This window comes from Caballeronia sp. ATUFL_F1_KS39 (genome assembly GCF_023630985.1).
Taxonomy (GTDB): domain Bacteria; phylum Pseudomonadota; class Gammaproteobacteria; order Burkholderiales; family Burkholderiaceae; genus Caballeronia; species Caballeronia zhejiangensis.
Map to the genome: position 1 here is coordinate 18,052 of NZ_JALQDZ010000064.1, position 13,418 is coordinate 31,469.

Annotated in this window: 12 protein-coding genes; 9 read left to right on the top strand and 3 right to left on the bottom strand. The window is 65.0% G+C overall.

Going from position 1 to position 13,418, the window contains the following annotated elements:
• Positions 1-11: 11 nt before the first annotated feature.
• On the bottom strand, positions 12-1,403 hold the full coding sequence (locus NCR93_RS30485; RefSeq protein ID WP_008345729.1) for an aminotransferase-like domain-containing protein: 1,392 nt from the start codon (positions 1,401-1,403) through the stop codon (positions 12-14).
• 401 nt (positions 1,404-1,804) lie between these two features.
• On the opposite strand from NCR93_RS30485, the gene NCR93_RS30490 reads away from it, so the two are divergent.
• The 9 genes from NCR93_RS30490 to scpA are packed head-to-tail and all read left to right on the top strand — an operon-like array spanning position 1,805 to position 10,417.
• Entirely contained in the window at positions 1,805-2,287 is a 483-nt protein-coding gene (locus tag NCR93_RS30490; protein WP_008345727.1) for an MSMEG_0572/Sll0783 family nitrogen starvation response protein, read from the top strand.
• Between the two features lie 5 nt (positions 2,288-2,292).
• The gene (locus tag NCR93_RS30495) at positions 2,293-3,300 is read left to right on the top strand and encodes a Nit6803 family nitrilase (RefSeq protein WP_033535685.1); all 1,008 of its coding nucleotides are present in this window, start codon (positions 2,293-2,295) and stop codon (positions 3,298-3,300) included.
• On the top strand, positions 3,293-4,363 hold the full coding sequence (locus NCR93_RS30500) for an MSMEG_0568 family radical SAM protein (RefSeq protein ID WP_175982168.1): 1,071 nt from the start codon (positions 3,293-3,295) through the stop codon (positions 4,361-4,363). The genes NCR93_RS30495 and NCR93_RS30500 overlap by 8 nt, the downstream gene beginning before the upstream one ends.
• 1 nt (position 4,364) lies before the next feature.
• Positions 4,365-4,925 carry an MSMEG_0567/Sll0786 family nitrogen starvation N-acetyltransferase gene (locus NCR93_RS30505; RefSeq protein WP_175982167.1) on the top strand — a complete coding sequence of 187 codons (561 nt, stop codon included), beginning with the start codon at positions 4,365-4,367 and terminating at the stop codon, positions 4,923-4,925.
• A complete protein-coding gene (locus tag NCR93_RS30510) occupies positions 4,922-5,872 on the top strand; it encodes a sll0787 family AIR synthase-like protein (protein WP_175982166.1) in 951 nt (316 codons plus the stop codon). The genes NCR93_RS30505 and NCR93_RS30510 overlap by 4 nt, the downstream gene beginning before the upstream one ends.
• Positions 5,873-5,894: 22 nt before the next feature.
• Positions 5,895-6,179, top strand: coding sequence for an MSMEG_0570 family nitrogen starvation response protein (locus NCR93_RS30515; RefSeq protein WP_008345717.1), 285 nt, complete (start codon positions 5,895-5,897; stop codon positions 6,177-6,179).
• 30 nt (positions 6,180-6,209) lie between these two features.
• The gene (locus NCR93_RS30520) at positions 6,210-7,499 is read left to right on the top strand and encodes an MSMEG_0569 family flavin-dependent oxidoreductase (protein ID WP_008345715.1); all 1,290 of its coding nucleotides are present in this window, start codon (positions 6,210-6,212) and stop codon (positions 7,497-7,499) included.
• 9 nt (positions 7,500-7,508) lie between these two features.
• A complete protein-coding gene (locus NCR93_RS30525) occupies positions 7,509-8,333 on the top strand; it encodes a Pnap_2097 family protein (protein ID WP_008345713.1) in 825 nt (274 codons plus the stop codon).
• Positions 8,330-10,417, top strand: a complete 2,088-nt coding sequence (gene scpA / locus NCR93_RS30530) for a methylmalonyl-CoA mutase (protein WP_175982165.1) — start codon at positions 8,330-8,332, stop codon at positions 10,415-10,417. Before NCR93_RS30525 ends, scpA begins: the two co-directional genes overlap by 4 nt.
• Here scpA and NCR93_RS30535 read toward each other — a convergent pair.
• Positions 10,410-12,719 carry a M48 family metalloprotease gene (locus NCR93_RS30535; protein ID WP_175982164.1) on the bottom strand — a complete coding sequence of 770 codons (2,310 nt, stop codon included), beginning with the start codon at positions 12,717-12,719 and terminating at the stop codon, positions 10,410-10,412. The genes scpA and NCR93_RS30535 overlap by 8 nt on opposite strands.
• Positions 12,720-12,726: 7 nt before the next feature.
• Entirely contained in the window at positions 12,727-13,200 is a 474-nt protein-coding gene (locus NCR93_RS30540; protein WP_175982163.1) for a hypothetical protein, read from the bottom strand.
• Positions 13,201-13,418: the final 218 nt, after the last annotated feature.

Genomic DNA, 13,418 nt, shown 5'->3' on the forward strand with positions numbered 1-13,418 from the left:
TACGCATCGCTTCAAAGCATCGGCATATGCAGATGATGCGGATCGGCCATCATGTCCGCCACGCGCCTTAGCGCTTCGCGGCAATCCTCGCGATCCTGTGGCCCGCCGAGACACAGCCGCAGCGCATTCGGCGGATTGCCATCGGTAGAGAACGCGGCGCCGGCCACCGCGCCGATGCCTTGATTGCGCAACTGCAACGCGAGTTCCGGCGCGCTCCAGTCGGACATCGAAGGCACGGGCAGCCAGAGATGAAACCCTTGCGGATCCGCGTCGAAGGCGAGACCTCGAAGCTCCGCCGACGCGATAGCCTGCCTCGCCGCCGCTTCATCGCGAATGGAATCGAGCACGTCGGCGGCGGTGCCATCGTTGATCCATTGCGTTGCGAGCAGCACGGTGAACGGGCTCGGCATGACCGACGTCGCCCGCAACGCTCCCGCGATGCGCTGAGTCTGCCGCGACGTCGGCGCCTTCAGATACGCGACACGCAACCCCGCGCCAAGCGTCTTCGATAAGCCGGTTACGTGATACGTCAGTTCGGGTGCGAGTTCGGCAAGCGTGGCGGGTGCATCGCAAGGCAACATGCCGTAAGGCTCGTCCTCGATGATCGGCACGTTATAACGCAAGGCCACATCGGCCAGCGCTTCGCGCCGCTGCCGCGTCAACGTCAACGTGCTCGGATTCTGCAAGGTCGGATTGCAATAGAAGCCGCCGGGCTTTTCCGTTCGGCACAATGCCTCGAACGCATGCGGCAGCGGCCCTTCATCGTCGCGCAACACGGCTTGCAGACGCACGCCCAGTTGCGATGCGATCGCCTTGATCCCCGGATAAGCGAGCGAATCCAGACAGATCATTTCACCCGGCCGCGCAAGCTGCGAAACGAGCGCGACGAGCGCGCCATGAATGCCGGGACAGACGAGCACGGTATCGACATCGACATCGGGAATGCGCGCCTTGAGCCACTCGCGGCCCGCAACGCGATCCGCCGTCGTGCCGCCGAAGTCCTGATAGCGCAGCAACTGAAACGGATCGGCTCGTTCCATCAGACTCGCCGCCGATGCACGCAGCCGCGCCGCGAGCGCGGGCGGTTCGGGTGGCATGTTCATCGACATCTCGACACTGCTGCCGCCCGCGAGCGGCAAGGTCTGCGTCCTGCCGCGCACGAACGTGCCGCTGCCCGCGCGTGAATCCAGCAGGCCGCGTTTGCGCGCTTCGGCATACGCGCGCGCGACGGTCGTGTAGTTGAGCCCGAGCAGATCGGCGAGGTCGCGCAGACCGGGCAGCCGGTCTCTCGGACGAAGCCGGCCGCTCGCCAAGTCTTCCTCGATCAGATCGGGAATCGTCAGATAAGCGGGCTTTCTGCTGTCTTCGAGCTTCCTGACCCAGTGATGCGCAAGCTGATTCATGACCGCGATGTCTCCGGCGATGGTTCGGATGACCTTAGCATGACAAAACAATCGATCGAAAAGAGATCGCATGCGTTGATCGCACTTGATTGCATTGATCGCATCGATGCACGGCTTCGGTGTGCCGCGCACCATGCACACGCTTTTCTGCGCTGAAATCGTGCGTGGGGTAGGCGGGCATGAGCGAGGCGGCGCGTCGCGAAGGCCCGTGAATCAAGGCTTCCGCAAAAAATTTTCGCTTCGCGCATGCAAGATCGTTTTGCTTGATTGCAAAGTGATTGCATTTCGCGGGCCAATTATTGGCATATCCGTTGCGTTTTAGCGTTCGCCGTCGCGATGAATGCGATCGACCACGATCGAGAGCGACGGCTCGTTCGCGAACCCATACATCGGAGAATGCCATGCCCGCAGTCAATCAACCGCTTCACAAGAACGGCGACTTTCTGGTCGACTACGAAGAGAAAGTCTTCGAGGATGTGAAGGCCGAACCCGGCGAAAAGGCGCTCGTCACGTTTCATACGGTTGCGTTCGAAGGCTCGATCGGCTTCGTGAACATGCTGCAGGCCACGCGTCTGCAACGCAAGGGTTTCGATACGTCGGTGCTGCTCTACGGTCCCGGCGTCACGCTCGGTCTGCAACGCGGTTTTCCGACGCTCGGCGACGAAGCCTTCCCCGGCCATCTCAACTTCAACAAGCAACTGCAGAAGTTCATGGCCGAAGGCGGCAAGGTGTACGCGTGCCGCTTCGCATTGCAGGCGCTTTACGGACACGGCGAAGCCTCGCTGATCGAAGGCATTCGTCCGATCAACCCGCTCGACGTGCTCGATCTCCAGCTGCTTCATCGCAAGGAGAATGCGCTCGTCATCCATACGTGGACCGTGTGACGATCATGGCCGATGCCCTTTCGAAAAAGCGCATCGTGCGCGCCGCCGCCGTGCAGATCACGCCGGACTTCGAGCGTCCGAACGGCACGCTCGACCGCGTCTGCACGGCCATCGACGAAGCCGCGGCGCAGGGCGTGCAGCTCATCGTGTTCCCCGAGACCTTCGTGCCGTATTACCCGTATTTCTCGTTCGTGCGCGCGCCGGTGGCATCGGGCGCGGATCACATGAAGCTCTACGAGGAAGCGGTCGTGGTGCCGGGGCCGGTCACGCAGGCGGTGGCCGAACACGCGCGGCTCGCGAACATGGTCGTCGTGCTCGGCGTGAACGAGCGCGATCACGGCAGCCTGTACAACACGCAGCTCATCTTCGATACCGACGGCAAGCTGCTGCTCAAGCGCCGCAAGATCACGCCGACGTTTCATGAACGCATGATCTGGGGACAAGGCGACGCAGCCGGTCTCAAGGTCGTCGAAACGGGCGTCGGACGAGTCGGCGCGCTCGCGTGCTGGGAGCACTACAACCCGCTCGCGCGCTATGCGCTGATGACGCAGCATGAAGAGATCCATTGCAGCCAGTTCCCCGGCTCGCTGGTCGGTCCGATCTTCGCGGAGCAGATCGAAGTGACGATCCGCCATCACGCGCTCGAATCGGGCTGCTTCGTCGTCAACGCGACGGGCTGGCTCACCGATGCGCAGATCGAAGCCGTCACGCCCGACCCGAATCTGCAACGCGCGCTGCGCGGCGGCTGCAACACGGCGATCGTCTCGCCCGAAGGCCAGCATCTCGCCGAGCCTTTGCGCGAAGGCGAGGGCATGGTGATCGCCGATCTCGACATGGCGCTCATCACGAAGCGCAAACGCATGATGGATTCGGTCGGTCATTACGCACGGCCCGAACTGCTGAGCCTCGCGATCAACGATCGCCCGGCATCGCCCGTCACTTCCTTCAAGGACACCGAACACGATGAGCGCCCGAGAGAACCTGCCGGCATCGACACGGCAATTGATGACTGAGCTTCAGTCGACGGGCCTGCGGCTCGTCGATCCGCGCGCGGGCGTGTCGAGCCGGCGCGGCGGCGCGGGACCGTCGGATCACAAGGCGGTCACGGTCGATGGCGTGACCATCATGGTGCCCGTGCATACGAGCACCGCGTGGGAATCGCCGTTCGTCGCCGGGGAGCCCGATGCGAACGGCAAAAGCGCGCTGATGCGCAACACCATTCCGATCGCGAGCATCAGCTTTCCGAAGGCGCCGCGCTTCTATGCGATGCAGACGCTCGACGGCGTGCCTTACTCGCACATCGCGACGCTGCATAGCGCCGACGTGCTCGCGACGACCGTGCTGCAAACCTGCATCCGCTACGAGAGCCGGCGCAAGTCGTGCAGGTTCTGCGCGATCGGCCAGTCGCTCGCGGCGGGGCGCACGATCGCGCGCAAGACGCCGGAGCAGCTTGCCGAAGTCGCGCGCGCTGCCGTGCTTCTCGATGGCGTCAAGCATATGGTGCTCACGACCGGCACGCCGCCCACATCCGATCGCGGCGCGCAGATCCTTTGCGAAAGCGCGTTCGCGATCAAGGCCGCGGTCGATCTGCCGATCCAGGCGCAATGCGAGCCGCCCGACGACGATCGCTGGTTCGAGCGCATGAAGGCAAGCGGCATCGACACGCTCGGCATGCATCTCGAAGCGGTGACGCCTTCCGTGCGCGAACGCATCATGCCGGGCAAGGCGACGGTGCCGGTCGCGCGTTACATGGAAGCCTTCGAGGCGGCGGTCGCCGTATTCGGACGCGGACAGGTGAGCACGTACATTCTCGCGGGGCTCGGCGACAGCGCGCAGGCCATCGTCGATACGGCGCGTGAGCTCATCGCGCTCGGTGTGTATCCGTTCGTCGTGCCCTTCGTGCCGATCAGCGGCACGCCGCTCGAAGATCATCCCGCGCCCACGCCCGAATTCATGCGCTCGGTGCTGGCGCCCATCGGCGCGATGCTCGCAAACGCCAACATGCGTTCCGCCGATATCAAAGCGGGCTGCGGCAAATGCGGCGCGTGCTCGTCGCTTTCTTCGTACGAGGTGTGACATGTTCGTCGAAGCCATCGAGGGCGATGCATTCGATCTCGCCTATACGCCGGTCGAATATCGCGTCAAGTGGGCGACGCTGCCGTGGGAAGCGGATGAAGCGTACAAGCTGCGCCGCGCGGTGTTCTGCATCGAGCAGGGCGTGTTCGTCGGCGACGATCGCGACGAGACCGACGAACGCGCGCAACTGCTCGTTGCGCTGAGTTGCGTCGCGGGCATGCCGGAGCAGGTCGTCGGCACGGTACGCATCCACGAGACGCAGCCGCGCGTGTGGCTCGGCTCGCGGCTCGCCGTGCACGCCGCTTTCCGTTCGCACGGCAAGATCGGCTCGACGCTGATCCGGCTCGCGGTGTCGAGCGCACACGCGCTCGGATGCGAGACTTTTCTCGCGCATGTGCAGGCGCAGAACGTGCCGCTTTTCCGGCGTCTGCGCTGGGATACGCAGCGGGAAGAGACGCTCTTCGGCCGCCCGCATCATCTGATGCGCGCGCAACTCGATGCGTATCCGCCGTGCGTCACGCCGCAAAGCGGATTCGTCGCGCTGGCGCGGAGGCCGTCGTGAACGCGCTGGCCGGTCTCGTCGAACGCTTGCGCGAGAGTCGCGGCTTTCGTCACAAGAGCGATATCTCGGGCGTGTTGTCGCGGCTGCCTGAAGGCGCTCAGGCCGTGCCGATAGGCGACGACTGCGCCGCGATGCCCGATGGCGACGGCTATCTGCTCTTCGCCATCGAAGGGCTGGTGAGCGACTTCGTGCGCGCGATGCCGTGGTTCGCGGGCTACAGCGGCGTGATGGTGAACGTGAGCGATATCTACGCGATGGGCGGACGTCCGATCGCCGTCGTCGATGCGCTGTGGAGCGGCGACGCGCAAGCGGCATCCGAGGTGCTCGCGGGCATGGCGGCGGCATCGTCGGCGTATGGCGTGCCGATCGTCGGCGGCCATAGCAACGTGCGCAGCGACGGCGCGCAGCTCGCGGTGGCGATCGTCGGGCGGGCCAGGAAGCTTTTGACGAGCTTCGACGCGCGCCCCGGCGATGCGCTCGTGATGGCCGTCGATTTGCGCGGCCGTTTCGAGGAGCCTTATCCGTTCTGGAATGCATCGGTGAGCGCGCCTGCTGGCCGCGCGCGCGGCGATTACGAACTGCTGCCCGCGCTAGCCGAAGACGGCCTGTGCGACGCCGCGAAGGACATCAGCATGGCGGGCGTGCTCGGCACCGCGCTGATGTTGCTCGAATGCTCGAAGGCCGGCGCGCGCATCGATCTCGATGCGTTGCCCTGTCCCGAAGGCGTCGATTTCGAGCGTTGGCTCACGGCGTTTCCGAGCTTCGGCTTCGTGCTGTCCGTGCGTCCCGAACAGGTCGATGAAGTGCTCGCGCGGTTTGCTTCGCGCGACCTCGCGAGCGCGGTGATCGGCGAAGTGGATGCATCGCGTGAAGTCGTGTTGACGCGCGACGGCGATGCCGCGTTGCTATGGAACCTGCACGAGGAGCCGTTCATATGCGCGCGATGAACCCCGCAACCGAGGCTACACCATGCCAGTGATGCATTTTCTGATTCGTTGGCCCGACGGCGTCGAGGCGAACTGCTATTCGCCTTCGACGGTCGTCGGCGAGTATTTCGCGGCAGGCGAAAGCTATAGCGTCGGCGATTTCGTCGCGCGTTCGCGCGAGGCGCTGCACATCGGCTCGGAGCGCGTGCGGGAGAAATACGGCTTCGCGTGCTCGGCCGCGCTCGATCAGCTTGCGCGCATCGAAGAGGATGCGAGCCGCTTCAGCGAAGCGCACGAGGCACGCGTCACCGTGCTGGCGCTCGATTGACTCACTTGTCGAATGGTAGAGGGATTGAATATGTCGAACATCGATTCAGCACAGACCGCGCCGGCGCATTACAGCGTGATCGTCATCGGCGGCGGACAGGCCGGGCTTTCGGCCAGCTACTTCCTGAAGCAGGCCAGCATCGATCATCTCGTGCTGGAGAAGCACAGCGTCACGCACACATGGCGCACGCAACGCTGGGACACGTTCTGCCTCGTGACGCCCAACTGGCAATGCGCGTTGCCGGGGCATCCGTATCAGGGCGCGGACCCGCACGGCTTCATGAAGAAGGACGAGATCATCGACTATCTCGATGCGTTCATCGCCAAGGTGAATGCGCCGGTGCTCGAGGACGCGGCGGTCACGCGCGTCACGCGCGACGCGCAAGGACGCTTCGCCGTGACGAGCACGCGCGGCGCGTTCACGGCGGATCAGATCGTGGTCGCGTCGGGCGGCTATCACACGCCGATCGTGCCGCGCATGGCCGAGCGTCTGCCCGCTGACATCGTGCAGGTGCAGTCATCGGAATATCGCAACGCCGGTGCGCTGCCGCCCGGCGCGGTGCTCGTCGTCGGCTCGGGTCAGTCAGGCGCGCAGATCGCGGAAGATCTGCATCTGTCGGGACGCAAGGTTCATCTCGCGGTCGGCGAGGCGCCGCGTTGCGCGCGGTTTCATCGCGGTCGCGATGTCGTCGACTGGCTCGCGGACATGCGCTATTACGACATGCCCGTGACCGATCATCCGCTGCGCGAAGGCGTGCGCGACAACACCAATCATTACGTCACGGGCCGCGACGGCGGACGCGACATCGATCTGCGCCGCTTCGCGCTCGAAGGCATGGAACTGTTTGGCCGGCTCGAAGACTTCCGTGACGGCAAGCTGCGTTTCGCGACCAACCTGCGCGCGAATCTCGATGACGCCGACGATACCTATAACCGCATCAACGCGAGCATCGACGGTTTCATCGCGAAGCACGGCATCGACGCGCCTCCCGCCGCGCCTTATGTACCCATCTGGCAGCCGCAGGAAGAGCGCGCGGAGCTCGACCTGCAGGCGAGCGGGATCACATCGATCGTATGGTGCATAGGGTTCACGCCGGACTTCGCGTGGCTCGATGCGCCGGTGTTCAACGGACGCGGTTATCCATCGCATACGCGCGGCGTGACGGCGGTGAAGGGCCTCTATTTCGTCGGCTTGCCGTGGCTGCATACGTGGGGCTCGGGCCGCTTCTCCGGCGTGGCGCGCGATGCGCAATACATCGTCGATGCGGTGTGCGCCGAGCGGGCAAACGCGCCGGAGCGCGCGTCGATCGCGTGCGCGTAAAGGAAGCTCATGCCTCGTCACGACGATACGTATCGCGCCGGCATGCCGCAGCTCAATTGCGCGGGGCTCTCGGAGAACTGGCTGCTGAAAGAGTGCGGCGACCGGCATTGGGACGCGCTCGCACGCGAAACGGCGAGCGACTTCATCTCCGACGAAGGCGGTCGCGCGTATGCCGCGTTCACGTCGATCCGGCTGCGCGCCGAAGGCATGCACGATGTGCGCGAGAACGACGCGCTCTGCATACGCACCGAGCTTTCGCGTGTGGGTCCGGTGCGGCACTTCAGCGAGCATCGCGTAAGCGGCAAAGGCGGCACGATCGCCGCGTTGTCGATGATGTCCACCTTCGTGCGACGCACCGAAGCGCGCAACAATCGCTCGGTCGCGCGGGCGAGCTTTGCGAACCTCAAAGGCGAGATCGCGCCGATGAATCCGCTCATCGCCGACATGCAGGATAGGGCGCGCAAGCTGCGCCTGCGTGAAGCAGGAGCGAGCATCGACGGATTCGCTTTGCACGAGGCAGAATGCGCGCCGGTCGAGTTTTTGCCATGCCCGTACAGCGACTTCAACGGCGCCGACTTTCTGTACTTCGCGAGCTTTCAGGCGTTCGTCGATCGTGCGGAATGGCAAACGTGGCGTCTCGCGGACTTGCCCGCGCTCGTGTCGCGCGAGCTGCATTATCACGGCAACATCAACGTCGGCGAAGGGCTGCGGGCCACGTTTCGGCGCGCGTCGATCGACGATGCGCGCATCGCGCACTGGTGCGAGATCGAGCGCACGCGCGATGGCGTGAAGATCGCCGACGTGCTGACACACAAGACACGGAGACGCGCATGAACCGCGTACCGCGCAAGCCGCTTTACACGGCGGCCGATCTGGAAGGTCTCGCGCATCTCGACTCGATGCCCGGCGCCGCGCCGTTCGTGCGCGGACCGTATCCGTCGATGTACACGACGAGACCGTGGACCCTGCGCCAGTACGCCGGTTACGCCGATGCCGCCGATTCGAACCTCGCGTTTCGCCGGGCGCTCGATCGCGGCGCGCAGGGCTTGTCCGTCGCGTTCGATCTGCCGACGCAACTCGGCTACGACTCGACCGACGATGAAGCGCGCGCCGATGTCGGTCTTGCGGGCGTGGCCATCGATACCGTCGACGACATGGCGCGTCTTTTCGAAGGCATCGCGCTCGAACGCGTCTCCGTGTCGATGACGATGAACGGCGCCGTGTTGCCGGTGCTCGCGGCGTACATCGTCGCGGCGGAGGAACGCGGCATCGCGATGGCGTCGCTCTCCGGCACCGTGCAGAACGACATCCTCAAGGAGTTCATGGTGCGCAACACCTGCGTGTTCGCGGCGGAACCGTCGATGCGAATCGTCGCGGATGTCGTGCAGTTTTTGAGCGAGCGGATGCCGCGCTTCAAGGCGCTGTCCGTTTCGGGTTATCACTTTCAGGAAGCGGGCGCGGATGCATCGCTGGAGCTGGGGTTGACGTTCGCCAACGCCCGCGCGTATGTGCGTGCGCTGCGCGCGCGCGGCCTGAACGCGGATGCCGTCTGCGAGCAACTCAGCTTTTTCTTCGGCGTCGGCGCGGACTTCTTTGCGGAGATCGCGAAGCTGCGCGCGGCGCGACTCATCTGGTCGGGCATGGCCGAAGAAGAGGGCGCGACGTCGGCGAAGAGTCGCGCGCTGCGGATGCATTGCCAGACGTCGGGCTGGTCGCTCGGCGCGACGCGCACGCAAAACAATATCGTTCGCACGACCGTCGAAGCGATGGCGGCAGTGTTCGGCGGCACGCAATCGCTGCACACGAATGCACATGACGAAGCGCTTGCGTTGCCATCGGCATCCGCTGCGCAGCTCGCACGCGACACGCAATTGATTCTTCAGCACGAGATGGGGCTGTGCGAGGTCGTCGATCCGTGGGCGGGTTCGTACATGATGGAATCGCTGACGGCGAGCGTCGCGGCTCAAGCGCGCGAGATCGTCGACGAAATCGAGGCGCGCGGCGGTGCGCTCGAAGCAATTCGCACCGGGTGGGTTCATCGGCGGATTCAGGAGCGTGCGGCGGCGACGCAGGCGCGCATCGATTCGGGAACGCAGACGATCGTCGGCGCGAACGCGTTTATTGCCGACGATGCCGACGACGATGCGCCCGCCTGTCTCGCGATCGATGGCGAACGCGTGCGCGTGCAGCAGTCGCACAGAATCGCCGACGTGCTGCGTCGGCGTGACGAATCTCGCGTGCGTGCCGCGCTCGCCGCATTGACGCGCGCCGCACGCAACGATGCCGGCAATCTGCTCGCGCTGACGATCGATTGCATGCGCGCCCGCGCGACCGTGGGTGAATGCACGCGCGCGCTCGAAGCCGTGTGGCCGCGTCATGATCCGGCATCGGCGAATACGACACGCGTGTACGGAGAATGTCGCCATGACGACGCATGGCACGCGGCGTGCGCTCGCGTTGCGCAACTCGGCGAAACGCTCGGCCGAAAGCCACGCATGTTGATCGCGAAACTGGGACTGGACGGACACGATCGCGGCGCGAATGTCGTGGCGTGCGCGCTGGAAGATGCAGGCTTCGATGTTACGGCTACCGGATTGTTTGCATCGCCGGCGCAGGCCGCGAAGCTCGCTGCGCAACGGCCGTACGATGTCATCGGCGTCTCGTCGCTTGCCGGTGCGCACGGCACGCTCGTGCCTCGATTGCTGCGCGAGCTTGCGGAGCGCGGCGTGCACACGCCGCTCGTCGTCGGCGGAATCGTGCCCGACGAAGACGCCTTCTTGCTGCGAAAGAAAGGCGTCGCCGACATATTCAATCCAGGTTCGACGATGCACGAGATCGTAGAACGGCTGGTGAAGTTGATCTGCCCGGACGCGCGCTCCGAATCGCGCCTGGTCACTTCGCAGGCCGACTTCAGATGACGTCGCTCAGCGACTTGATCCATCCGGCGATGACCACGATCCCGAGCATGGCGACGACCGCTTTGCGAACCATCGACAAGCGGTCATGTCCGTCCGAAGACCTGCCCAATTTGCCGGCGAGCGCGCCGATCATCGAAGCGGGAAGGGCGGCCAGCGACGCCACGCCGAGGTACAGCAGCACCGACGTCATGCTCGACTCGAACGTCGATTGCGCGTTGAGGTCGATGGTCACGAGGCCGCCCACGCTCATCACCGCGCCCGCGATCGATCCGGCGCACAAGCCGTAGAGCGCGTTGAAGGCGCCCCGACGCGACGCCGCGATCAGCGCCGCGAGCGCCGCCGTCAGCGCGATCGGCATGACGATCGCGAAGCCGCTTTCGCCCGCGCGTTGCGCGACGTGCAGCAGCGCGGAGAACGTCGCGTAGATCGTGCTTTCGGCATCGTGCGGAAGGAAGCGGCGAAACCGCAACAGTTCGATCCAGAGACAGAAGACGAGCCCGGCGATGATGCCCGTCGACAGCGCGCGGCCCGGTCTGAACTCGGGAAGACGCAAGCGGAATGCGTCGTCGAGAAAGACCCACGACGACGGCGCGAGCTCGCGGCGCGCGCGGCCGAACCATCGCGATGCCCACGGAAAAAGCCACGACCCGAACGCCGCGATGACCACCGGCGGCGCGGCCATCACGAGCGACGTATAGAACGTCTGATGCGGCCCGAGCGTCACGATCGACATCGACGCGAACGTGCCCCACGCGAACATCCCCGCGACGCCCGCGATGGAAACCGCGCTCGTCAGCCTGAGCGCGAAAAGCGGCGAGCGGCTTCTCACGGCGACGCCAGTCCACGCGGCGGCCGAGCGCGCGATCCAGTCGCAGATCATCCAGCATCCGATGGCCGCGAGCACGAGCGCGACCGCGTGGACTTCGAGCACCGTCGTCAGCGTGTCGGCGGTCATGCGCGGCTGGGCCGGGCCGCCCCAAAGCAGCCCCGCGCCGAGGAGCATCTGATTGACGAAGTAGCCGAGCGCGAACACGGCGCCCGCCGCCGCCGTGCCCTTCACCGGATCGCGGCCGTTCAGCACCGCTGCATAGGCGCCGCGCCAGACGCCCGTCGTGAGCGCGCCGATCGCGAAGATCATCACGGCGAGCGGCACCACCGCCGACGCGATGATCGTCACGCGCAAGACCGCCGCTTGCGCTTCGCCGGGCACGAGGCCGAGCACGAGACCGTTCATCGTTTCGATGACGACGCCCGCGCCGAAGCCGATGCCGAGCGCATCCCACTTGCCGAGGCGAAAGAGCGGCGTGGTGTCGGCGAGCACGGCGCGACGCGCATCGCCGCGCGGATGCAGGCTCAGGAACGTGCGCGCGCGCTTCTTGCTGTCGTCGCGCATCCGCGCGAGCACACGATCGACGTGAACGGGCGAGCCGTCCCATTGCGACGCTTGCACGTCCGCGTAAAACTCCCTCACGCGCAGCACCGACGCGCCCGACAGCAGCACGAGCGCGCTCCACAGCCCGGTCTTTGCGAGCAGCCAGGCGGTGTCGCGCAGCGCGTGCCCGGCAAACAGAGTGACGCCGAGCAAGGGCACGACGCTCACGATGACGAACGCCAAACACGCGGCAATCGTCATGAACGTCTTGTCGATGTCGCGGTTACGGATGTGCGCCAGTTCATGCAGGACGATCGCGCGGAAGGCGGCGCGATCCGCGTAGAAATAATTGGCGACGAACGCGCCGGAGAGCGCGACGTAATAGTCGCGGCGACGCCCGAACGTGACCGGCAGGCCGGTCGCGAGCGGATTCCAGACGAACGCGGGCGGCGGATTCAACTGCGCCTCGCCGCAAAGGGCGATGAGGGCATCGAAAAGACCGGGCGGATCGTCCTTTGCGATCGGCACGAGCCGCTGCGACTTCAGCTTCCACGCGGGAAAGCGCCAGTAGAAGACGCCGGCGAGCGCGAGCGTCGCGACGATTCCCGCGCCTTTCCACGCCATTTGCGGCCGCAGAAGCGCCATGCAATGCGCGAATTGCGGTGCGAACTGCACACGCATTTCCGAAGCGGACAGCACGTCCCGAGTCAGTAATCGCGGATCGAAAACGCCCGCGAACATATCCGACGCGCACGCGACGAGCTTTTCCGTCGCCTCGACGTGCAGGCTTTCCCAGAAATGCCCATAGAACTGGATGCTGACGCACACGATAAGCACGATCAGCAGATCGAACCTCAGCGCGATGTCGGACGGAAACGGCAACGGATTGAGCCGCGGCCTGCGCGTGTTCGTCGTGACGGATTGCAGCACGATTCGCTCACTTCTTCGGCAGGGCCAGTTGCGCGACGACGGCATCGGCAAGGTGCGCGGCTCGTGCGCGATCGAGACGCAGGCGCGAGCCGGCCGCGATCACATGGCGATGGACTTCGCCCAACTGTTCGGGGCTCAGGATCGCGACGGCTTCGGGTTCTTCGCCCCGGAACATCTTCCGCACGCGCGCGGACACTTCTTCGCCGATGGCCGTTTCCGCCGCCTTGAGCGCGATGCCGCCGAGGATCGGCATGATTTCCGACACGACTTGAAGCACGAGCGGCGTGAAGAGGATCGAGAACGATTCGGCGCCAAAGCCGAGCGCGGCATCGCGATTTTTCGATGCCTTCATCGCGGCGTCCGGATCGGCAAACCACGCCGCGCTCGCCGCCGCGAAAAGCGGCAGCTCGTTCGGCGCGAGCTGCATCAGGACATTGCGGGACAAGTCCCGGATCAGGTCGTGTTCGGCGGTCGAGCCCATGTGTTGTCTGAACGCGTGGCTGCGTCTTCGTGTGTGGAAGAAAAGTGTTCGTCGTTAAGGACGAAGCAGCGCATCCGGTTCTGAACCGTTGCGGTCAACACTTCTGAACGAAATGTGCGCTACCGCGCGTTTCGCCGCCTTTCAGTTTGTTTTTACGATTGAAGCCCGTTCGCCGATAACACGACTAGCGCGACTGACGCGACTCAAAACAGGGCATG